Annotated in this window: 23 protein-coding genes; 18 read left to right on the forward strand and 5 right to left on the reverse strand. The window is 73.5% G+C overall.

The features are described 5' to 3' along the window. Positions 1-70: 70 nt before the first annotated feature. Entirely contained in the window at positions 71-316 is a 246-nt protein-coding gene (locus ACIQ1J_RS20135; protein ID WP_403558356.1) for a patatin-like phospholipase family protein, read from the reverse strand. Between the two features lie 141 nt (positions 317-457). Beyond that, on the reverse strand, positions 458-2,395 hold the full coding sequence (locus tag ACIQ1J_RS20140; RefSeq protein ID WP_403558358.1) for an FAD-dependent oxidoreductase: 1,938 nt from the start codon (positions 2,393-2,395) through the stop codon (positions 458-460). Between the two features lie 366 nt (positions 2,396-2,761). On the opposite strand from ACIQ1J_RS20140, the gene ACIQ1J_RS20145 reads away from it, so the two are divergent. From ACIQ1J_RS20145 to ACIQ1J_RS20190, 10 genes are all read left to right on the forward strand, one after another. After that, on the forward strand, positions 2,762-3,988 hold the full coding sequence (locus ACIQ1J_RS20145; RefSeq protein WP_403558360.1) for a SchA/CurD-like domain-containing protein: 1,227 nt from the start codon (positions 2,762-2,764) through the stop codon (positions 3,986-3,988). Between the two features lie 249 nt (positions 3,989-4,237). Further along, entirely contained in the window at positions 4,238-4,714 is a 477-nt protein-coding gene (locus ACIQ1J_RS20150) for a cupin domain-containing protein (RefSeq protein ID WP_403558362.1), read from the forward strand. Continuing rightward, complete coding sequence (locus tag ACIQ1J_RS20155; protein ID WP_403558364.1) at positions 4,711-5,982, forward strand: beta-ketoacyl-[acyl-carrier-protein] synthase family protein; 1,272 nt, start codon at positions 4,711-4,713, stop codon at positions 5,980-5,982. The genes ACIQ1J_RS20150 and ACIQ1J_RS20155 overlap by 4 nt, the downstream gene beginning before the upstream one ends. Beyond that, positions 5,979-7,262 (forward strand): ketosynthase chain-length factor, encoded by a 1,284-nt coding sequence (locus ACIQ1J_RS20160; protein ID WP_403558366.1) that lies wholly within the window; start codon positions 5,979-5,981, stop codon positions 7,260-7,262. The genes ACIQ1J_RS20155 and ACIQ1J_RS20160 overlap by 4 nt, the downstream gene beginning before the upstream one ends. Positions 7,263-7,336: 74 nt before the next feature. Beyond that, positions 7,337-7,606 carry an acyl carrier protein gene (locus tag ACIQ1J_RS20165; protein WP_403558368.1) on the forward strand — a complete coding sequence of 90 codons (270 nt, stop codon included), beginning with the start codon at positions 7,337-7,339 and terminating at the stop codon, positions 7,604-7,606. Between the two features lies 1 nt (position 7,607). Further along, the gene (locus ACIQ1J_RS20170) at positions 7,608-8,087 is read left to right on the forward strand and encodes an SRPBCC family protein (protein ID WP_210960473.1); all 480 of its coding nucleotides are present in this window, start codon (positions 7,608-7,610) and stop codon (positions 8,085-8,087) included. Between the two features lie 85 nt (positions 8,088-8,172). After that, on the forward strand, positions 8,173-8,508 hold the full coding sequence (locus tag ACIQ1J_RS20175) for a TcmI family type II polyketide cyclase (protein WP_210960474.1): 336 nt from the start codon (positions 8,173-8,175) through the stop codon (positions 8,506-8,508). Positions 8,509-8,776: 268 nt separating this feature from the next. Then, complete coding sequence (locus ACIQ1J_RS20180) at positions 8,777-9,697, forward strand: DUF3152 domain-containing protein (RefSeq protein ID WP_403558371.1); 921 nt, start codon at positions 8,777-8,779, stop codon at positions 9,695-9,697. Positions 9,698-9,800: 103 nt separating this feature from the next. Next, positions 9,801-10,235, forward strand: a complete 435-nt coding sequence (locus tag ACIQ1J_RS20185) for a PPOX class F420-dependent oxidoreductase (RefSeq protein WP_403558373.1) — start codon at positions 9,801-9,803, stop codon at positions 10,233-10,235. A gap of 197 nt (positions 10,236-10,432) precedes the next feature. Continuing rightward, on the forward strand, positions 10,433-11,179 hold the full coding sequence (locus ACIQ1J_RS20190; RefSeq protein WP_403558375.1) for a DUF4142 domain-containing protein: 747 nt from the start codon (positions 10,433-10,435) through the stop codon (positions 11,177-11,179). A gap of 12 nt (positions 11,180-11,191) precedes the next feature. Here the strand turns inward: ACIQ1J_RS20190 and ACIQ1J_RS20195 are convergent, their stop codons facing one another. Beyond that, entirely contained in the window at positions 11,192-11,728 is a 537-nt protein-coding gene (locus ACIQ1J_RS20195) for a MarR family winged helix-turn-helix transcriptional regulator (RefSeq protein ID WP_403558377.1), read from the reverse strand. Between the two features lie 172 nt (positions 11,729-11,900). Here ACIQ1J_RS20195 and ACIQ1J_RS20200 point away from each other — a divergent pair, with 172 nt between their 5' ends. Both ACIQ1J_RS20200 and ACIQ1J_RS20205 read left to right on the forward strand, forming a co-directional pair. Then, entirely contained in the window at positions 11,901-12,416 is a 516-nt protein-coding gene (locus ACIQ1J_RS20200) for a nitroreductase family deazaflavin-dependent oxidoreductase (protein WP_403558379.1), read from the forward strand. 238 nt (positions 12,417-12,654) lie between these two features. Next, positions 12,655-13,311, forward strand: coding sequence for a hypothetical protein (locus ACIQ1J_RS20205; RefSeq protein WP_403558381.1), 657 nt, complete (start codon positions 12,655-12,657; stop codon positions 13,309-13,311). 32 nt (positions 13,312-13,343) lie between these two features. On the opposite strand, the gene ACIQ1J_RS20210 is transcribed toward ACIQ1J_RS20205, so the two are convergent. Further along, positions 13,344-14,555 (reverse strand): Ku protein, encoded by a 1,212-nt coding sequence (locus ACIQ1J_RS20210; RefSeq protein WP_403558383.1) that lies wholly within the window; start codon positions 14,553-14,555, stop codon positions 13,344-13,346. Positions 14,556-14,634: 79 nt separating this feature from the next. On the opposite strand from ACIQ1J_RS20210, the gene ligD reads away from it, so the two are divergent. Further along, the gene (gene ligD, locus ACIQ1J_RS20215; protein ID WP_403558385.1) at positions 14,635-15,516 is read left to right on the forward strand and encodes a non-homologous end-joining DNA ligase; all 882 of its coding nucleotides are present in this window, start codon (positions 14,635-14,637) and stop codon (positions 15,514-15,516) included. Between the two features lie 13 nt (positions 15,517-15,529). On the opposite strand, the gene ACIQ1J_RS20220 is transcribed toward ligD, so the two are convergent. Continuing rightward, the gene (locus ACIQ1J_RS20220; RefSeq protein WP_403558387.1) at positions 15,530-16,333 is read right to left on the reverse strand and encodes a nuclease-related domain-containing protein; all 804 of its coding nucleotides are present in this window, start codon (positions 16,331-16,333) and stop codon (positions 15,530-15,532) included. Positions 16,334-16,441: 108 nt separating this feature from the next. Between ACIQ1J_RS20220 and ACIQ1J_RS20225 the strand changes: the two genes are divergently transcribed. The 5 genes from ACIQ1J_RS20225 (at position 16,442) to ACIQ1J_RS20245 (ending at position 21,134) form a co-directional block, all read left to right on the forward strand. After that, positions 16,442-16,948: a dual specificity protein phosphatase family protein gene (locus ACIQ1J_RS20225; RefSeq protein ID WP_403558389.1), complete on the forward strand. Its 507-nt coding sequence runs from the start codon at positions 16,442-16,444 to the stop codon at positions 16,946-16,948. A 98-nt stretch (positions 16,949-17,046) separates the two neighbouring features. Next, entirely contained in the window at positions 17,047-17,898 is an 852-nt protein-coding gene (locus tag ACIQ1J_RS20230) for a hypothetical protein (protein ID WP_403558391.1), read from the forward strand. Then, complete coding sequence (locus ACIQ1J_RS20235) at positions 17,895-19,139, forward strand: ATP-binding protein (RefSeq protein WP_403558393.1); 1,245 nt, start codon at positions 17,895-17,897, stop codon at positions 19,137-19,139. Before ACIQ1J_RS20230 ends, ACIQ1J_RS20235 begins: the two co-directional genes overlap by 4 nt. A 119-nt stretch (positions 19,140-19,258) precedes the next feature. Beyond that, positions 19,259-19,699 (forward strand): SH3 domain-containing protein, encoded by a 441-nt coding sequence (locus ACIQ1J_RS20240; protein WP_403558395.1) that lies wholly within the window; start codon positions 19,259-19,261, stop codon positions 19,697-19,699. Positions 19,700-19,742: 43 nt separating this feature from the next. Beyond that, positions 19,743-21,134: an FtsW/RodA/SpoVE family cell cycle protein gene (locus ACIQ1J_RS20245; protein WP_403558397.1), complete on the forward strand. Its 1,392-nt coding sequence runs from the start codon at positions 19,743-19,745 to the stop codon at positions 21,132-21,134. Positions 21,135-21,144 lie beyond the last annotated feature (10 nt).

Consider the following 21,144-nt stretch of genomic DNA (forward strand, 5'->3'; position numbering starts at 1 on the left):
GCACAAGCCACTCGTCGCCGGACACTCACGCTCCGTCATGAGTTCGTTCGTCGCGTGAACCCAGCGCGGCTCACAGGCAATTGGCCGTCGTCGCGAAGGTGAAGTCCACGTCCGGCATGGGCTGTCTGCGCTCGGCCTGTTCCGCGTCCAGGTCGGCCGGGGCCGATCCGCCCGCCAGGTCCAGCGCCGGCAGTGCGCCCGCCGACGTGCCGGCGAGGACGTCGGTGCCCGTCAGGTCCACGCCGGCGTCAGCCAGGCCCGCCAGTGCGCCGATCTGCCACGCGTAGGCGGTCAGGCCTCCTCCGCCCAGCACCACGCCGTGACCGCCTGTCCACCATGCCCGCCCCTCCCGAACAACATGTAACGGGGACTGCTCCCCGGCTGATCTTCCAGCGGGACGCCGGCAGGTGACCGGGGAGTGGTCCACGTTCGGGGTGGGGCGGGCCGGGCTGTCAGGTCACGTCCGGGCCAGGACCGTCCCCACGACTTGGCGCAGCATCGACTCCGGGTCCGGGGCCGGGCCCGGGGAGCGCCATGCCACGAAACCGTCGGGGCGGACGAGGACCGCGCCGCCGCGGGTCACTCCGTGGGCCTTGGCCCAGTCGGTGGCGTCGTCGTCCGGGGTCAGGTCGGCCTCCGGTGTTCCGCCCACGCGGTACGACTTCAGCGGGACCCGCATGTCGGCCGCCAGGTGCGTCGCCGCCTCGTGCCAACCGGTGGGCTGTGCCGCGTCGCTGAGCAGGACCAGGGAGTCCTCGTAGAGGTCCAGGGTGGAGATGCGGGCGCCGCTGTCGTCGCTGCGGCGGAGCCAGAGGTGGGGGGCCCTGCTGCCGGGGGCGCCGGTGAGGTCCAGGCCCTCCGGGACGACCGGCGTTCCCGGGTCGGCGCCGACCACCGCGCCCTGGGGGTAGCGGTAGCCGAGGGCGACGTTGAGGATGCCGCGCTGCGGGCCTCCACCGGGGCCGCCGCCTGGCCCGCCCGTGGGGCCGCCCGCGTTGCCGCCCCCTGGGCCGCCCGCAGGGCCACCGCCGGGACCACCCGCAGGGGGACCGCCCGGACCGCCCGCCGGACCACCGCCAGGACCGCCCGCAGGGGGACCGCCCGCCGGACCACCGCCAGAACCGCCCGCCGGGGGACCACCCGCAGGACCACCGCCGGGACCACCCGCCGGGGGACCACCCGCCGGAGGGCCGCCCGCCGGCCCCGCGCCCCCCATCCCCGGCGGTGGTGCGAAGCCCGGGTGGCTGTGTTCCACCGAGCGGCCCGCGGCTCGGGCGCTGGTGGCCTCCGCGACCGGGCGGCGTTCCGCGTCGTACGTGTCCAGGAGACCGTCGCCCGCCCAGCCCTCCAGGACCGCGGCGAGTTTCCAGGCGAGGTTGTGGGCGTCCTGGATGCCGGTGTTCGAGCCGAAGGCGCCGGTGGGGGACATCTCGTGGGCCGAGTCGCCGGCCAGGAGGACGCGGCCGGAGCGGTAGCTGCGGGCGACGCGCTGGGCGGCGTGCCAGGGGGCCTTGCCGGTGATCTCGACGTCGAGGCCGGGGTCGCCGATCGCGCGGCGGATGTGGTCGGCGCAGCGCTGGTCGGTGAAGTCCTCGAGGGTCTCGCCCTGTTCGGGGTGCCAGGGGGCGTGGAAGACCCAGTTCTCGCGGTTGTCGACCGGCAGGAGGGCGCCGTCCGCGTCCTCGCTGGTCAGGTAGCAGACGATGAAGCGGCGGTCGCCGACGACATCGGCGAGGCGGCGGGAGCGGAAGGTGATGCTGACGTTGTGGAAGAGGTCGCCCGGGCCGCTCTGACCGATGCCGAGCTGCTCGCGGACGGGGCTGCGGGGGCCGTCGGCCGCGACCATGTAGTCCGCGCGGATGGTGGTGTGCTCGCCGGTCTCCCGGCTCTTCACGATCGCGGTGACGCCCTCGGCGTCGGACTCGAACGACAGCAGTTCCGTGCCGAAGCGCAGGTCGCCGCCGAGGTTCGTGGCGTGGGTGAGGAGTTCAGGCTCCAGGTCGTTCTGGGAGCACAGGCACCAGGAGCTGGGGCTGAAGCGGGCCAGTCCGCCCCCCGCGTCCATCTCCTTGAACAGCCACTCCCCCGCGTCGCCGACCAGGGTGGGTGTCTGGAAGATGCCGTGGTTCTCGGCCAGGGTGGCGGCGGCCTTCCTGATGTCCGGCTCGGTGCCGGACACGCGGAAGAGCTCCATCGTGCGGACGTTGTTGCCGCGCCCGCGGGGGTGGATGGAGGTGCCGGCGTGGCGCTCCACCAGGGTGTGCCGGATGCCCAGCCGCCCCAGGAAGACCGAGGTCGACAGGCCCACGAGGGATCCGCCGACGACGAGGACCGGGACGCGGTGGGCCCCGCCCCCGGGGGCGGCTCCGCCGGACCGATCGGCTCTTTCGTTCATTGTTCGTCCTCCGTTGTGACGGACGTTCGTCCGGTGTCGTGACGGACGTCGTCCTCCGTTGTGACGGACGTGGCCCTTCGTCGTGACGTACGTCGTCCTCGGTGGTGACGGACGTGCGCGCTCCGTACGTCGGACCGTCGTCGCGTGTCTCGCCCCGCGGCGGGTGTGCGCCGGGGGTCTTCATGCATGCCCCCTGCGGCCCGCGGCGGCTCAGGCTTCACCCGCTTACCCCTCCTGGTTCGCGGTCCCCGCGGGCACGGCTCACGATCGTGCTTACTGCGACCGCCGCACCACGCCGGAGCAATGGCGCACGCCGCGACGGTCGCCCCAGTCCGCGAGGAAGTTCCCGGAGAAGAGGTGGGCCGGATGACGGTCTCTCCCGTCGTAGCGACGGATACCGTGTCGGCAGATGCCATGACCACAGACGCCACGGCGGCGTCGACCGCGAGCGCGGTCGGCGTATCGGTATCCGCGTTCGACGGATCCCGCGTGCGGGTCGTCCTGATGCTGGACATCCACGACGGAATGCAGCAGGAGTTCCTGGACGCCTACGACGGCATCCGCGACCGGGTCGCCGCCGTCCCGGGACACGTGAGCGACCAGCTGTGCCAGTCGGTGGACAATCCCACCCAGTGGCTCCTCACCAGTGAGTGGGAGAGCGCGGAACCCTTTTTGGCCTGGGTCAACAGCGAAGAGCACCTGGAGACCGTCGAGCCGCTGCAGGACTACGTCCGCGACACCCACTCCCTGCGCTACAGCGTCCTTCGGGAGACCGCCGGCGAACAGACCCCGTCCGCCGCGGCCGGTGAGCCGCTTCTGACCGCTCCCCGGATCGGGAGCAATGTCGTACGGCACGCCCTGACCTTCACCGTGCGGTCCGGCAGTGAGGAGGAGGTCGCCCGGCTGCTGGCCGGCTACGCGCCGCCGGACGCCCGCGTCGACGACTCCGGCCGGCTGCTCCGCACCTCGGTCTTCCTGCACGGCAACCGGGTCGTACGAGCCGTGGAGGTGCAGGGCGACCTGCAGACCGCCCTGCGCCACGTCGCCCGGCAGCCCGCGGTGCGGGCCGTCGAGGAGGCCCTCAACCCGTATCTGGAGCAGGCGCGGGACCTCCGCGACCCCCGGGACGCCCGGCGCTTCTTCACCCGGGCGGCCATGCCGGCCGTCCACCATGTGGCGTCCGGCGATGAGGCGGACGCGCGTCGCCCGCAACGCGTCGCGCTGCTCTACCCGGTCCGCCCCGGCGCCGGTCCGGAACTGGCCCGGCTGCTGGCCCGCCAGGACGCGGCCGCGGCGCACGTACCGGACAACCCGGTCCTCTCCGCCACCGTGTTCCACCGGGACAACCTGGTCGTACGGCTCGTCGACATGGACGGCGACCCGGACGACGCGCTCGCGTTCGTCCTGGGGCTGCACGGGCCGGCCGACGGGCCCGGGGCGACGGGAGGCGCCGGGGTCGCCGTGGCCGAGCGGCTGCTGGACACGGCCGCCCTCGGCATCGACGGGCCCCTGACGGAGACCCGCACGCTGTCGCAGCTGCTCGCACGGGCCCGTATGACTCCGCTGACCGACCGGCGTTCGCCCGCCACCTGAGCCACACGGTCGAACCACCCGGCCGAACCACCCGACCCGATGACTCGGCCCGACCACACGGCCCGACCACACGGCCCGAGGCCACGGGGCCGGACCGAGGGGCCGAGCACGCGTCCGAACCACACACCCGAAACCACGCGGCCGCACCACGCGGCCGGCCGGGCCCGACGGCGCGCCCGCCGGACCGCGCGGCACTCCCCGACCGCCCCGACCTCCCCCACCACCTCCAGTGAGCCCGGAGTGAACGACATGACAGACCAGCAGGTACGCATCGTCTCCCTCGGCGACATCGCGCCGAACCGCCGCCGTGGCGGAGACCTCCGCGCCCTTCTCACGCCCACCACCGCCGGGGCGACCAGTGGCTTCATGGGCGTGGCCATCGTGCAGCCCGGCGACCGCATCGCCGAGCACTACCACCCGTACTCCGAGGAGTTCGTGTACGTCACCGAGGGCGGGCTGGAGGTGGACCTGGACGGGGTGCCACACTCCCTCGCCACCGGGCAGGGACTGCTGATCCCGCAGGACGTGCGCCACCGTTTCCGCAACGTCGGTGACGTCGAGGCGCGCCTCGTCTTCCACCTGGGGCCGCTGGCCCCGCGGCCGGAGCTCGGCCACGTCGACACCGAGGACGCGGCGGGCAACGCCCTCCCGCACGAGCGGGACCAAGACCACGCGGGATGCGCCGGGCACGAGCGTCCCGCCACCGCGGCCGAGGCGGTGTCATGACCCGGCGTCGGGTGGCCGTCACGGGCATAGGCGTCGTCGCCCCGGGCGGGATCGGCGTGCCCCAGTTCTGGGGCCTGCTGTCCGACGGCCGTACGGCGACGCGCCGCATATCCCTGTTCGACCCGGCCGGGCTGCGTTCGCAGATCGCCGCCGAGTGCGACTTCGACCCGTCCGAGCACGGGCTGGACCTCGCCACCGTCCAGCGGTGCGACCGGTACGTGCAGTTCGCGCTCGTCGCCGCCGCCGAGGCGGTGCGGGACGCGAACCTCGACATGGCGCGGGAGAACCCCTGGCGGGCCGGCGCCACGCTCGGCACGGCGGTCGGCGGCACCACCCGGCTGGAGCACGACTACGTCCTCGTCAGCGAGCGCGGCTCGCGGTGGGACGTGGACGACCGGCGGGCCCAGCCGCACCTGGAGCGCGCCTTCACCCCGGCGACGCTGTCGTCCGCCGTGGCCGAGGAGTTCGGCGTGCACGGGCCGGTGCAGACGGTGTCCACCGGGTGCACGTCCGGCCTGGACGCGGTGGGGTACGCCTACCACGCGGTCGCCGAGGGACGCGTCGACGTGTGCCTGGCGGGCGCGGCGGACTCGCCGATATCGCCGATCACCATGGCCTGCTTCGACGCGATCAAGGCGACCTCGCCCAACAACGACGACCCCGCACACGCCTCCCGCCCCTTCGACGCCGACCGCAACGGCTTCGTCATGGGCGAGGGCGCCGCGGTGCTGGTGCTGGAGGACCTGGAACACGCCCGGGCCCGTGGCGCGGACGTGTACTGCGAGATCTCCGGCTACGCCACGTTCGGCAACGCGTACCACATGACCGGGCTCACCAAGGAGGGCCTGGAGATGGCGCGGGCCATCGACACCGCGCTCGACATGGCGGAGCTGGACGGGTCCGGCATCGACTACGTGAACGCCCACGGCTCCGGCACCCAGCAGAACGACCGGCACGAGACCGCGGCCGTCAAACGCTCGCTGGGCGAGCACGCCTACGCGACACCGATGAGCTCGATCAAGTCCATGGTCGGCCACTCGCTCGGTGCGATCGGCTCGATAGAGCTGGCCGCGTGCGTGCTGGCAATGGCCCACCAAGTGGTGCCGCCCACGGCCAACTACACGACCCCCGACCCCGAGTGCGACCTGGACTACGTGCCGCGCGAGGCACGGGAGCGGACGCTGCGGCACGTGCTGTCGGTGGGCAGCGGCTTCGGCGGCTTCCAGTCCGCCGTCGTACTGAGCGGTTCCGAAGGAGGGCTGCGATGACCGGACCACAACGGGCCAGGCGCCGTCAACAGGACGGAAGCAGGCGTGCCGTCGTCACCGGACTGGGCGTGGTCTCCCCGCACGGGATCGGGGTCGAGGCGTTCTGGAAAGCGGTCGCGGACGGCACCAGCAGCCTCGGTCCCGTCACCCGGGAGGGCTGCGAGGACATGCCGCTGCGGATCGCGGGCGAGGTGCGCGGCTTCGACGCGGCCGAGACGGTCGAGGGGCGTTACCTCGTCCAGACCGACCGGTTCACGCACTTCGCCCTGACCGCCACCCAACTGGCTCTGGACGACGCGCGTTTCGGCCGCGCCGACATCGAGTCTCCGTTCTCGGTCGGCGTGGTCACCGCCGCGGGGTCGGGTGGCGGCGAGTTCGGGCAGCGGGAGCTGCAGAACCTGTGGGGCCAGGGGTCCAGGTATGTCGGCCCGTACCAGTCGATCGCCTGGTTCTACGCGGCCAGCACCGGCCAGATCTCCATCCGCAACGACTTCAAGGGCCCCTGCGGGGTCGTGGCCGCCGACGAGGCGGGCGGCCTGGACGCCCTGGCGCACGCCGCGCTGTCCGTACGGAACGGCACCGACACGGTGGTCTGCGGCGCGACGGAGGCGCCGCTCGCCCCGTACTCGATCGTCTGCCAGCTGGGCTACCCGGAGCTGAGCCGGGCCACCGAAGCCGACCGCGCCTACCGCCCGTTCACCGGCGCGGCCTGCGGGTTCGCGCCGGCCGAGGGCGGTGCCGTACTCGTGGTGGAGGAGGCGGAGGCGGCCCGGGACCGCGGCGCGGAGGTGCGGGCCACGGTGGCCGGGCACGCGGCGACCTTCACCGGCCCGTCCCGCTGGGCGGAGTCCCGGCAGGGGCTGGCCCACGCGATCGAGGGCGCGCTGGCCGAGGCCGGTTGCCGGCCCGAGGAGGTCGACGTGGTGTTCGCGGACGCCCTCGGCGTCCCGGAGGCCGACCGGGCCGAGGCTCTGGCCATCGCCGACGCGCTCGGCCCGCACGCGCGGCGCGTGCCGGTCACCGCGCCCAAGACCGGCACCGGACGGGCGTACTGCGCGGCGCCGGTGCTGGACGTGGCGACGGCGGTGCTGGCCATGGAGCACGGGCTGATCCCACCCACCCCGCACGTGGTCGACGTGTGCCACGACCTGGACGTGGTGGCCGGCCGGGCCCGCCCCGCCGAGCCGCGCACGGCCCTGATCCTCGGCCGCGGGCTCATGGGCTCCAACTCGGCGCTCGTCCTGCGGCAGGGCGACGCCGCACCGTCCGCGGACCGATGACCGACCCGACCAACGCCGAACCCGACCGAGCGCCGCTTCCGGGCGAGCGCCTACCCGAGTCAAGGAGGACACCCATGACCGACCAACTGGACTGCCAGGTGACCATCGAGGAGCTGGCCGCGCTGATGAAGCGCACCGCCGGCGTGCACGTCGACCCGGTCGCCCTCCGGCAGCAGGCCGACGACGGCTTCGACACCTTCGGCCTGGACTCCCTCGGCCTGCTGGGCATCGTGGCCGAGCTGGAGAAGCGGTACGGGCTGGGCCTGCCGGAGCAGGCCGAGCGCTGCAAGACGCCCGCGGATTTCCTCGCGCTGATCAACGGCGCCCTGAAGACGGGAGTGTGACATGGCAGGCCGCACCGACAACGAGATCACCATCGCCGCGCCGATGGAGCTGGTCTGGGACATGACCAACGACATCGACGACTGGCCCCGGCTGTTCAGCGAGTACGCCTCCGTGGACGTGCTCGAGCGCGACGGAGACCGCGTCACGTTCCGGCTCACCATGCACCCGGACGCGGACGGCAAGGTGTGGAGCTGGGTCTCCGAGCGCGTCGCCGACCCGACGACCCGCACCGTGCGCGCCCACCGGGTGGAGACCGGTCCCTTCCAGTACATGAACATCGTCTGGGAGTACGCCGAGACCGCCGACGGCACGCGGATGCGCTGGATCCAGGACTTCGCGATGAAGCCGGACGCGCCCGTGGACGACGCCTGGATGACGGACAACATCAACCGCAACTCGCGTACGCAGATGGCCCTGATCCGGGACCGGATCGAGCAGGCAGCGGGCGAGCGGCGGACCGCCTCGGTGCTCGCCGACTGACACCGCGAACCGAACGGCGTCGGCGACCGGACGACACCGGCGAACGGCACCGCCGAACCGAACGACACCGACGGAGGGCATCTCCATGCACCACACCCTGATCGTCGCCCGGATGGCACCGGGCGCGGCGCCGGACATCGCGAAGGTGTTCGCCGAGTCCGACAGCGGCGAGCTGCCGCACCTGGTGGGCGTCAACCGGCGCAGTCTCTTCGAGTTCGGTGACGGCGTGTACCTGCACCTCATCGAGAGCGACGAGGACCCGGCCCCCACCATCGGCAGCCTGACCGGGCACCCGGAGTTCCGCCAGGTCAGCGAGCGGCTCGAACCGTACGTCTCGGCGTACGACCCGGCGACCTGGCGCGGTCCGAAGGACGCGATGGCGCGCTGCTTCTACCGCTGGGAGCGGACCACCGTCGGCTGACGGCCCCTCGTCTCCCCCACCGCGTCGGGGTCGCCCACTTTCCGTCGGGCGACCCCGACGCACGTGTGCGCACGTGCGGGACGACCGTGGCTCGCGGACCTTTCAGGACGCCGAAGGGTTGTACCGCCGGAGCCGAACACACGTGTGAGAAGCCCCACTTGGGGTCCTGGGATGGTTTCGCACGTCCTTCCGCTTTGATCTTGGGGGCACAAAAGCACACAGGAACCCACCGTGCGCACCCCGCCGACCCACAGAGAGGACGCACGCCGTGGGCCGAACCACAGCCCGCCGGTCCAGCCGAGGAGCCGAGTTGAAGGGCGCCGGGCGCAGGTCCCGTGCCCGGCGACGGAAACGCCGCGGTCCCGCGCGCGTCGTCGTGGCCGCGCTGACCTTCGGGGCCGTACTGCTCGCGGCGGGCGCGGCCGTCGCGTACTGGCGGGACACCCGGCCCCCGCCGACGGACGACCAGGTGGCCGATGTCGCCGACGCCCTGGACGCCGCCGAGCGCACGGCCGCACCGGGCGCCACCGGCGGGACACCGTCCGGGGCGCCGAGCGCCTCCGCGCCGTCGTCGGCGAAGGCCTCCCCCTCGCCTTCGTCCTCCCCCTCCACCATCGCCATTCCCGCCACCGGCCCCGGCACCTTCGTCACCGCCGAGGCCGACGGCGCGACCGTGGGCACCGGCAGCCGCGTACGCCGGTACAAGGTCCTGGTCGAGGAGGGCATCGACATCCGGCCGGGCGCCGCCGCGGCCGAGATTTCCGACGTGCTCGCCGACCGCCGCGGCTGGACCGCGGACGGGACCAACTCCTTCCGGCTGGTCGGCTCCGGCTCGTACGACTTCGTGGTGAAGATCGCCACGCCGGGCACCGTCGACGAGATCTGCGGCGCCTACGGCCTGCTCACCCGGGGCGAGGTGAACTGCGCGGTCGGCACGGACGTCGTGGTGAACCTCAAGCGCTGGGTCCTGGGCTCACCCGAGTTCGACGGCCCGATCGGCGACTACCGGGCGCTCATCGTCAACCACGAGGTCGGCCACCGCATCGGCCACGGTCATGAGACCTGCCCCGGCCCCGGTCTGCCTGCCCCGGCGATGATGCAGCAGATCAAGGGCCTCAAGGGGTGTGTCGCCAACGCCTGGCCCTACGACCGCGACGGCGGGTACCTGGGCGGGCCCTCGGTCGCCTGAGTACTCGGTCGGGGTTTGCCGAGCACTCGGTCGTGCGCCCGGCGGGGGCGTTCGGCGGACGGTTCGCGGGACAGCGCGCGGGGCGAGGGGTGATGATCGGCCCATGACCACCACTCCGCGTTTCGACCCCCGCACCCTGCTGGCGGAGAGCCGGCTCGGCGTGCTCGCGACGATCAAGTCGGACGGCCGCCCGCAGCTCTCCCCCGTCATGCCCGCCTACGACCCGGAGGCCGGCGTCATCCGCGTCTCCACCCGCGAGGGACTGGCCAAGACGGCGAACCTGCGCCGGGACCCGCGGGCCACTCTGGAGGTGACCGCCCCGGACGGCAGGTCCTGGGCCACCGCCGAGGGCGTCGCGACCCTGACCGGGCCGGGCGTCGACCCGCAAGGACCGGAGGTGGAGGCGCTGGTGGAGTACTACCGCGCCGCCGCCGGGGAGCACCCGGACTGGGACGAGTACCGGATGACGATGGTGTCCGACCGCCGTGTGCTGCTCACGATGACGGTGGATCGCGTGTACGGGGCCGACCTCGGCTGACACCGGCCGGAAACGGCCGGACGGACGCGGTCGGACGGACGCGGTCGGACGGACGCGGTCGGACGGACGCGGTCGGCGGGCCGCGAGAATTGTGCCGGAGCGGTGATAGATCCGGCCGCCGTTTCCGTACCTCCTGGCGAACGAGTACGAGTCGAGTACGTCGAGTGCGAGTCGCTCGCATCGCCCCTGGAGGCATCATGCGCCTGTCCCGCAGCAGGATCGGAGTCGTCGTCCTGCTCGGTGCGATGACCCTGACCCTCACCGCGCTGGCCTTCCCGGCCATGCTCGGTCTGGACAAGGCCGACGGAAACCAGGACCGGGTCGTCGCCAGCACCAAGTTCGGGCCGCTCACCGAGGCCGACCGTGACTTCGTGGTCAAGGTGCGGGCCGCCGGGCTGTGGGAGTACCCGCTGGGCGAGATCGTGATGGAGCGCGGTGCGTCGAAGGCGATGAAGACGGCCGGCGAGCACCTGGTCGTCGGCCACGCCGGTCTGGACGCGATGTGCCGCGAGATCTCCCCCGAGCTGGGCATCACGCTGCCCAACCGGGCCTCCCCGCAGCAGGAGGACTTCGTGGCGACGGTGAAGTCCAAGAGCGGCAGGGAGTTCGACTCGTCGGCGGTCAACATCATGCGGGTGACCCACGGTCAGATCTTCCCGGCGATCGCCAAGATCCGGGCCACCACGAAGAACACGCTGGTGCGCCAGCTGGCCGACCTGGCCAACGACACCGTCCTGGACCACATCACGGTGCTGGAGAAGACCGGGCTGGTCGAGTACGACCAGGTCACCTTCCAGCAGACCGGCCCGGCGAAGCTGCCGAGGGAGAAGGTCACCCCGCCCCCGCCGCAGCCGGGCGAGCGGGTGCTGGTGCTCAAGCCGCGGCCCGACCTGAACGTGAACACGGCCTCCCCGACGCCCGCCCCCGCACCGGCGGCCCCGTGACCGCCGGAGCTGTCAGGCGTCCCCGGCCGCGGTGACGTCCGCGGCCCAGCCGAGCGGATGCGGCTGAGGGTCGTCCGGTGCCGGGGCGAGGGGCTCGCCGCCCGCCTCGCTGAAGGCGGTGAGCGCCTCCACCAGCGCCGCCCGCTGGCCCGGCGCGAGCCGTTCGACGATCGCGGCGACCTCGGCGCGGCGCCGGGCACTGACGTTCGCGACGGTGCGCCGGCCCTCGTCGGTGAGCCGGAGCAGGGTTTCGCGCCGGTTGCCGGGGTTGGTCTGCCGGTCTGCGAGCCCGGCCGAGATCAGCCGGTCGACCATGCGCATCGCCGTCGACGGGGCGACCTGGAGGTGGTCGGCGAGCGCGACGAGCTTGGTCGCGCCTCTCGTGGAGAGCACCATCAGCATCCGGAACTGGGGCAGCGTCACCCGCTCCTCCACCTCGGCGAGCGACCGCGCGGAGACGGCCACCAGCAGACGCGATGCGGCCAGCACGGCCTTGGTGACCGCGTCGACATCGTCCAGGCCCCCGACGGGCATCTCACGCTCCGGCATGTGTCCTTTCTACCGCGCCGGAGCCCCCGCTCACTCACCTGGTCCGCAGGCGGAACGGGGACGAGCGGGGCCGCGCGGCGACCGGACCGGCGCGAAAGGAGCATCGGGTACTGCCCATCGACCTTTTCCCTGTGCAAAGGTGGAGGTGGAGTCCCGAGTCAGGAGGGTGGGCATGGCAAGCACGGACACGACACCCCGTCGGCCCCGGCCGCCCGTCGGCCTGCGGCGCACCGCGGCGCGGCTGCCGATCCTCCTCTTCCGCGGGGGGCTCGGCCCCCTGTTCGGCAAGCGGCTGCTCCTGCTGCACCACACCGGCCGGATCAGCGGCCGGGACCGCCGGGTCGTCCTCGAAGTGGTCGCCTACGACTCCGGTGGGCCGCACGGACGGAGTTGGACGGTCGCCTCCGGCTTCGGCCCGAAGACGGACTGGTACCGGAACATCCGGCAGCAGCCCAAGACGGTCATCCAGTTCGGCAACCGCCACCACGCCGTCACCGCCCGCTTCCTGCCCGCCGAGGAGGGCGCCGGGATCATGGCGGAGTACGCCCGGCGGCATCCGGGAACCGCCCGGCGTCTTTGCGCGTTCATGGGATTGGCGGTGGACGGCGGCGAGGCGTCGTTCCGTGAGGCCGGACGGGCCATCCCGTTCGTGCGGCTGGTCGCGGCCGACGGAGACCGCCGGCCATGACCACCCGGCCCCGGGTTCGGCGGCAGGCGGAAGAGAGCGGCCGGAGCCCCTGGCGATCCGTTTTTGCACTGTGCAATGATCCGACGGGGGGCCGGTCTGCGGCCGCCTGCCGTACGGCGCCCAGGAGTGACACCGAAACGGTGCTGCGGCACAGGACGGCACACCGACCGTCGGCGGGCTCCCCTCCCGCTCCCGCCCGGCCGCCGTACGGGCCGAAGAAGAGAGGAAGAGCGGGACCATGACCGCTTCCGGACCGGGCAGCGGCGCGACGCCGGATCAGCCCGACCAGCCCGGCCAGCCCGACCAGCCGGGTCAGCCGGGTCAGCCGGGTCAGCCGGGTCAGCCGGGTCAGCCGGACCAGCCGGACCAGACCGGCGGTGCGCCGTCCGTGCCGGAGGACGTCTGGCGGCAGTTCCTGGAGGACGACGAGCGCGCCATCCGCGCCTCCGCCCTCATCAGGGAACCCGCCGCGCGGGACCGGACACCCGGTTGGCACCCCCGGCCCCCGGAGGGCACGGACACGAACACGGACACGGGCGCACCCGCGGGCAGTCCGTCCGGCGTGGTCGGCGAGCCGTGGCACCCGGAGGATCCGTGGCACGGCCCGGCCTGGCGTGCGCTGGACGCCCGTGCCCGGGTCCGGCGGGTCGGCCGGGTGCTCGGCACGGCCGCCGCGGTCGCCCTCGCCCTGACCGCGTGGTCGCAGCTGTCCACCGGCTCCGGCACTCCGGGCGGCGGACCGGCCGACACGATCGGGCAGCACCTGGAGGAGAGCCCCGTCCTGCCCACCACCGCCTCTCTCGCGCCGACGGCCTCGGACGACGCGAGCCCCGCGGTCTACGAACCCGTCCCGTCCGCCGTTCCCCGGGCGTCCTCCTCCTGGACGGTCAACTGAGCGTCACCGTGCTCCGCTCGCGCCGGGCGGCGTCAGGCGCTGCGCTTGCGCGGTGGCGTCTTCTTGGCGGTGCTCTTGGCGGTGCTCCTGGCGGGCGCGCTCTTGCCCGTCGTCTTCTTCGTGGCGCTCTTGGCCGCGGTCTTCTTCCCGGGCCGCGCGGACTTCGCCGTCGACTTCCCGGCGGCGGAGGCCGTCGACTTCTTCGCCTCCGTCCTCTTCCCCTCCGTCCTCTTCCCCTCCGTCTCCTTCCCCTCCGTCCTCTTCCCCTCCGTCTCCTTCCCCTCCGTCTCCTTCCCCTCCGTCTCCTTCGCCGCCGGCTTCTTCGCTTCCGTCTTCCTCGCCGCCGTCTTCCCGGCCGCCGTCGAGGTCGACTTCTTGCCGCCGGTCCGCTTGGGGGTCCGCCGGGACGGCGTGCGCTGCGGCAGGGTCCTGACCTCGGCCTCCTCGGCCGGCCCGGCGCCTTCCCCGCCCCGTGACTCCCGCGCCGCCCGCACGCTGCTCTCCAGCGCGGCCATCAGGTCCAGCACCTTCCCGGGCGCGGCCTCCTCGCGGGTCTCCGGAGGCGTCTCACCGGCGGCCTTCGCGGCGATGACCTGCTCCAGCGCCTCGCGGTACTCGTCGTGCAGGTCATCCAGGTCGATTTCGCCGAGTGTGTCCATCAGGGCGTCCGCGAGGTCCAGCTCCTGTTCGCGGACGGTGACACCGGCGTCCGGGGCGACGCCCTCGGGGACGCGCACCTCGTCCGGCCACAGCAGGCCGTGCATCGCGATGGCGTCGCCGACGACCCGGAGCATGCCGAGGCGCTCACGGCCCCGCAGGGCGAACTTGGCGATGGCGACCCGGTTGCTGCGCCCCAGCGCCTCGCGCAGCAGTGTGTACGGCTTGGCGGCGGGCGCGCCGCTCGCCGCGAGGTAGTACGCGGAGCCCATCTGCAGCGGGTCGATGCGCTCCTCGGGCACGAAGGCCACGATCTCGATCGTCCGTGCGGTCGGGATCGGCAGGTGGGACAGGTCCTCGTCGGTGATCGGGATCATCGAGCCGTCGGCGTCCTCGTAGGCCTTGCCGATCTCGTCCTGGGCGACCTCGCGGTCCTCCAGCTCGCAGACCTTGCGGTAGCGGATGCGGCCGCCGTCCTCCGTGTGGATCTGACGGAAGGAGACCGCGTGGCTCTCGGTCGCGTTCACCAGCTTGACGGGAATGCTGACCAGGCCGAAGGAGATGGCGCCGTTCCAGATGGATCGCACGTGCAGCACCCTTTCCGCTCGGCCGACCCGCCGCGTGACCGTCGGGCGGTTTGTGCGTGTTTCGTGAGATTCTCATGGTATGGCGCCTATCACAGAGGTGGAGGGGCGACGGGTCGCCCTCAGCAACCTGGACAAGGTGCTGTATCCCGCGACCGGTCTCACCAAGGGCGAGCTGCTGCACTACTACGCGACGACCGCCGACGTCCTGCTGCCGCACCTGCGGGACCGGCCGGTGTCCTTCCTGCGGTATCCGGACGGCCCGGACGGCCAGGTGTTCTTCACCAAGAACGTGCCGCCGGGTACGCCCGACTGGGTCACCACGGCCGAGGTGCCCCGGTCGGAGGGGCCGGCGCGGATGGTGCTGGTGCAGGACCTGGCCTCCCTGATGTGGGCGGCGAACCTGGTGACCGAGTTCCACACGCACCAGTGGACCGCGGACGATCCCGACGAGGCCGACCGGCTGGTGTTCGACCTCGATCCCGGGCCGCCCGCGACCGTCGTGCACTGCTGCGAGGTCGCGCTGTGGTTGCGGGAGCGGCTGGCGGCGGACGGGATCCAGGCGTACGCCAAGACGTCCGGGGCGAAGGGACTCCATCTGCTGGCGGGGGTGCGGGGGTCGTCGTCGGAGCGGGTGTCGGAGTACGCGAAGACGCTGGCGATGGAGGCGGAGCGGGCCCTGCCGCGGCTGGTGGTGCACCGGATGACGCGCAGTCTGCGGCCGGGGAAGGTGTTCGTCGACTGGAGCCAGAACGCGGCCCGCAAGACCACGGCCGCTCCGTACACGATGCGGGCCCGGTCCGTACCGGCGGTCTCCACGCCGGTGACCTGGGACGAGGTGGCCGGGTGCCGGCGGGCGGAGCAGTTCGTCTTCCGGGCGCAGGACGTCGGTCCGCGGGTGCGGGACCACGGCGACCTGCTGGCTCCGCTGTTCGAGCGGCGGCGGGCGGCGGCCCTGCCCTGACGTGCGACGGCCCTCAGAGGCGGGTCCAGGTGGCGCGGTCCCGGGCCGTGGCGTGCAGGGCTTCCACGTCCGCCGGTTTCAGCGTCCCGCCCAGGCGGGCCAGGTCCGGCAGCTCCGCGTCCGTGAGCACGCGGACCGAGCGGGGCGGCGCGGTGACGGTCACGTTCGCCGGGCCGAAGAGGACGAGGACGGGGTGCACCTCGGCCGTCAGGGCGTAGGAGGCCCGGTCGGCGTCGGCGCGGACCCGGCGCAGCAGGGGTAGCGGTTCGCGGCGGCCCAGCGCTACCAGGGGGTCGGTGATGCGCACCCGCTGCCCGCGGGCGGGCAGCGGGTGGAGGGCGAAGAGACCGCCGGGGCCGATCACCAGGTGGTGGACGCGGTCGCCGCCGGGCAGCGGGACGGAGTGCAGGGTGTGCCAGCCGGCGCCGGCGAGGCGGTCGAGGGCCGCCCCCGCCGACTGCTCGGCCGCCAGCGCCCGGCGCCGCGGGTCGGGCCGCAGCCGGTGCGCCGGGCCGGGGTCGCGTTCCAGGGCGACCAGGAGCGCCTCGCCGGGCCGGTTGGGGGCGAGGTCGTCGTCCGGGTGGAGGGAGAGCCGGGCCAGCTCGGCGGGGGTCGGGACCGGGGGCGGGCCGACCGTGACCGGGCCGGTGAGGAAGGGACCCAGCGCTTCGAGGACCTCGTCCCGGCGGTCGTCGCTCAGCAGGTTCACCCGGGCCGCCTCACGGTCGTACCAGGCGACGTTGCCGCCGTCCGCCAGGCAGACGTACAGCCGTTCCTGACCGTGCCGCCAGGTCGGTATGACGCGCAGTCCGTTCATGCACCATCACCCCACGACCATGGGAACAGGCGGGGTGCTGCGGGGGCAAGAACCCGGTTACCTTAGGGAGGAGTCGGGCACACCCTCGGGCGGGATGGGGAGGCACCGTTGCGCACCCGTGGGAAGGGACCGGACGTTCCGGCTCCGGGCAGGCCGTGGGACGAGATCGTGCCGGGCCTGTGGATGGGCGGGCACGAGTTCCAAGGGCCGGTCGGCAGGCGGGAGTCAGCCGTCGTCCGGGACGAGTTCGATCTGGTGCAGACCCTGCTGCGGCTGCCCGGACACGGGCCGGACGAAGGCGTCGAGCACCATGTGTGGCCGATCCCCGACGGCCCCCTCGACGGGACGCAGCTCGCGGGGGTGATCCGGCTGGCGGAGGCCGCGGGTGAGGCGCTGGACGGGGGCCGCAAGGTCCTGGTCCGCTGTTACCACGGGTACAACCGCTCCGGTCTCGTCGTCGCCCACACGCTGATGCGCCGGGGCGGCACCGCCGAGGAGGCGGTCCGGCTGATCCGGTCCCGGCGCTCGCCGTGGGCGCTGCACAACGATCTGTTCGTGGAGTACCTGCGGGCGGGCCTGGTCACCGCGCGGCTGCTGGAGGAGCTCGCCGAGTAGCCCGGCACGCCTCCACGCACACAAAATGGACTTCCGTCCGAATAAGGTGTGCCGGATCACCGATGCCGATCACCTGATGACCGAGACCCAGGAGTGCAGTGCTCCCGAGCCGCCGCGGGCACCCCGCCCGCGTCCCCGCCGCCCTCGCGCTGCTCCTGGCGGCCGCGGCGGCCGGGGCGCTGACCGCCTGCGGTGACGCGGGCGGGCTGCGGAGCGCGGGCGCGACGCCTGCCGCGCAGAGCCCGGCCCGGCTCTGGCCCGACCTGACGCCGGCGTCGAGTCCGGCCTACGACATCGGAGAGGTGGACAACGAGGTCGTCACGGGCGTCGCCGTGCCCGGCGGCGACATCCGCGAGGTCGACCCGGTGGCGGCCGTACGGGCCGAGATCACCGCGCACCCGGACGACTACGAGGGCGCCGAGGCGCCGTACCGCGAGACGGCCCGCCGGATGGCGGACTGCGGCTCGGGCCACTCGGACGGCTCGGACGGCTCGGACGGCTCGGGCGGTGAGCGCGGCCGGTGCCCGGTGCTCAGGCCGTACTACCGCGACCTGACCGGCGACGGGCGCCCCGAGATGACCCTGGGCTTCCGGCTGCTGCCCGAGAAGCTGACCGCCGTACGTGTCTACACGGTCGAGAAGGACCGGCTCGTGCGGGTCATGTCCTACGACGACGCGGTGAGCGCGGTCGAGTTGGCCGGGCGGACAGTGATCGTCCGGTCGCCCTCCGAGGTCGCGGGCTACGAGTACCGGCTCCAGTGGACGTGGGACCCCGACCAGCGGGCCATGCTCCTCACGAGCGACGAGATGCTGCGCACGGACGACGGCGGGAAGCGCACGAAGCGTCCGTCCGCCTCACCGCCCCCGTCCCCGACGGCGTCCCCGTCCCCGACGGCGTCCCGGTCTTCGTCGGCGTCCCGGTCCGCCTCCCCGTCGGCGAGCGCCCGGTGAGGCTCGCCCTCCCCCGGTGGACCGGACCGCTCGCCGTGAAGGCCGCCGTCTTCATCACCGTGATGTGCTGCGCCCTCGCCGCCCTGCTCGGCGTCCTGGTGCACGTCTCGGTCACCAACCAGACCGTGGGCCAGGCCCGCGACGTCGCCCTGTCCCGGCTGGGGGAGGCGACGGAGGCGTACGAGGCCGGGGACCCGCTGCGACGGGGCGCCGGCGTCGATCCGCCGGGGCTGCCGGAGCGGCTGCGGGAGCTGGCCGCCTCGGGCCGGCGCGGCACCATGGTCGCCGAGCACGACGGGCGCCCCACGATGTGGGCGGCGGGCCCCGCCGACGGCGGCCGGACGCTCGCGGTGCGGGTCGACCACTCCCAGGGTGAGCGCACCATCGACGGCCTGGACAGCGCGATCGTATGGTCGTCGGCGCTGGCGATCGGGGCGACGCTGCTGGTGGGCGCGTTCGCGGTGACGCGGGTGACGCGCCGGCTGCACACGACGGCGCGGGTGGCACGGCGGATCAGCGCGGGCGACCTGGACGCGCGGGTCGGCGATCACCGTGCGCAGGATCCGACGCGCCCGCAGGACGAGGTGGCCTCGGTCGCCGCCGCACTGGACTCCATGGCGTCCTCGCTGCAGGGCAAGCTGCTCGCCGAGCAGCGGTTCACGGCGGACGTGGCGCACGAGCTGCGCACCCCGCTCACCGGCCTGCACGCGGCGGCGGAGCTGCTGCCCCCGGGCCGCCCGACCGAGCTGGTGCAGGACCGGGTGGCGGCCCTGCGCACGCTCACCGAGGACCTTCTGGAGATCTCCCGGCTGGAGAGCGGACGGGAGCGGCTGGAGGTGGACCCGGAGCAGCTGGGGGCGCTGGCCGGGCGGGTCGTCCGGGGCTCCGGCACCTACACGCGTGTCGACCTCGTACGGGACACGCGGGTGGAGACCGACCGGCGGCGCCTGGAGCGGGTGCTCGGCAACCTGGTCGCGAACGCGCACCGGCACGGGCGGGCGCCGGTGGTGCTGACCGTCGATGGGCCGGTGATCACCGTACGGGACCACGGGGACGGCTATCCGGCGTACCTCCTGGCCCACGGGCCGCAGCGGTTCCGCACCGAGGGCGGAACGAAGGGGCACGGCCTCGGACTGACGATCGCCCTGGGGCAGGCGGAGGTGCTCGGCGCGCGGCTGGAGTTCACGAACCCGCCGGACGGCGGGGCGCTGGCGACCCTGACCCTGCCTCAGCAGCCCTGACGGGCCCCGGGCGACCGGTCGGTTCCCCGATGGCTCAGCGCGGCGGGCGGTCCGAACCGGGCGCTCCTAATGTGGCGGTTAGTCACCTGACAGCCCGTTCGCTCCCGGGAGGTACTCCCATGTCCCTGCTGTCCGCACACTCCAGGCGCTCACCACTCCTGCGCGGCCTCGCCACCGCCGTCGCCGCCGGCGCGCTCGCCACGGCCGCCGCCGGCACGCCCGCCGTCGCGGACGACGAATGGGGCGGCGGGGGCTCCGGTTCCGGCAGCGCCACCGCCGGCCCCTCCGGAGGCAACGGCGGCGGGAACGACGGCCGCCAGGAGCAGGGCAGCTACCGGGGCGTCGTCACCGCCGACCGGCTCGCCCTGCGCACCTCGCCGACCCGCGGCGGACAGGTCATCCGGTACGCGCACCGGGGCGAGACCGTCCGCATCTACTGCAAGACTCCCGGCGACAAGGTGCAGGGCAACCCACTCTGGTACCTCCTCACGGACGGCACCTGGGCCTGGGGCCCGGCCCGCTACATCGACAACATCGGCCCCGCGCCGCGCTGGTGCTGATGCTGACGACTCACACACCACACCATTTAGGTAAGTTCCGGACATGACCAAGGCCGGAACCGGAACCGGAATCACCGTGGCACAGGCGGACGCGCCCGCTCCCGTCACCCGTCTCCCCCGGCGCCGTGGCATCGAACTCACGCTGATCCTCATGGCCGTCCTGCTGTCGGTCTTCGGCTACTGCAACGTCGGCCTCGCCCAGCACGGCACCCTCCCGCCCGGCGCCGCCGGTTACGGCGCCGGGCTCGGCGTGCTCGCGCTCCTCGCCCATCTGGCGGTACGGCTGCGCGCCCCCTGGGCCGACCCGCTCCTGCTGCCCATCGGGGTGCTGCTCAACGGCCTCGGCCTGGTCCTGATCTACCGGCTCGACCTGGAGACGCCGGGCGACCGGGCGGCCCCCACCCAGCTGGTGTGGTCGACGCTGGGCGTCGGACTGTTCATCGTGGTCGTCCTGCTCCTGCGCGACCACCGCGTGCTCCAGCGCTACGCGTACGTCTGCGTCGCCGCCGCGCTCATCCTGCTCACGGTGCCGATCTTCTTCCCGGCCGTGAACGGCGCCCGCATCTGGATCCGGATCGAGGGCTTCTCCATCCAGCCCGGCGAGTTCGCGAAGGTACTGCTCGCGGTGTTCTTCGCCGCCTACCTGGCCGCGAACCGCAGCGCGCTGGCGTACGCGGGCCGCCGCGTGTGGCGCCTCCAGCTCCCCACCGGCCGCGTCCTCGGCCCGATCGTCGCCGTCTGGCTGGTCAGCGTCGGCGTCCTGGTCCTCGAGCGCGACCTCGGCACCTCGCTGCTGTTCTTCGGCCTGTTCGTGGTCCTGCTCTACGTCGCCACCGGCCGCACCGGCTGGATCGCCGTCGGCCTGCTGCTGGCCTCGCTGGGCGCGGTCGCCGTGGGCTGGCTGGAGCCGCACGTGCACAGCAGGGTGGAGGACTGGCTGCATCCCTTCGCGTCGATCGAGGCGGGCCAGGGGCCCAACCAGCTGGCCCAGTCGCTGTTCGCCTTCGCGGCGGGCGGGGTGACCGGCACGGGCCTGGGCCTCGGCCACTCCGTCCTGATCGGTTTCGCCGTCAAGTCCGACTTCATCCTGGCGACCGCGGGCGAGGAGCTGGGCTTCCTCGGCCTGACCGCGATCTTCCTGCTGTACGCGCTGCTGGTGGAGCGCGGTTACCGGGCGGGCCTCGCCGCACGCGATCCCTTCGGCCGGCTGCTCGCGGTCGGACTCTCCTCGATCGTGGCGCTCCAGGTGTTCGTCATCGCGGGCGGGGTGACCGGGCTGATTCCGCTGACCGGCATGGCGATGCCGTTCCTGGCCCAGGGCGGCTCCTCGGTCGTCACCAACTGGGCCATCGTCGCGCTGCTGATCCGGGTCAGCCACGCGGCCCGCAGCCAGGCCGGACAGGCCGGTCCGGCCGACGGGCGGGTGGCGCCGTGAGAGCCGAGCA

Origin of the sequence: Streptomyces sp. NPDC097107, assembly GCF_044762405.1 — a bacterium.
GTDB classification, from domain to species: Bacteria; Actinomycetota; Actinomycetes; order Streptomycetales; family Streptomycetaceae; genus Streptomyces; species Streptomyces thinghirensis.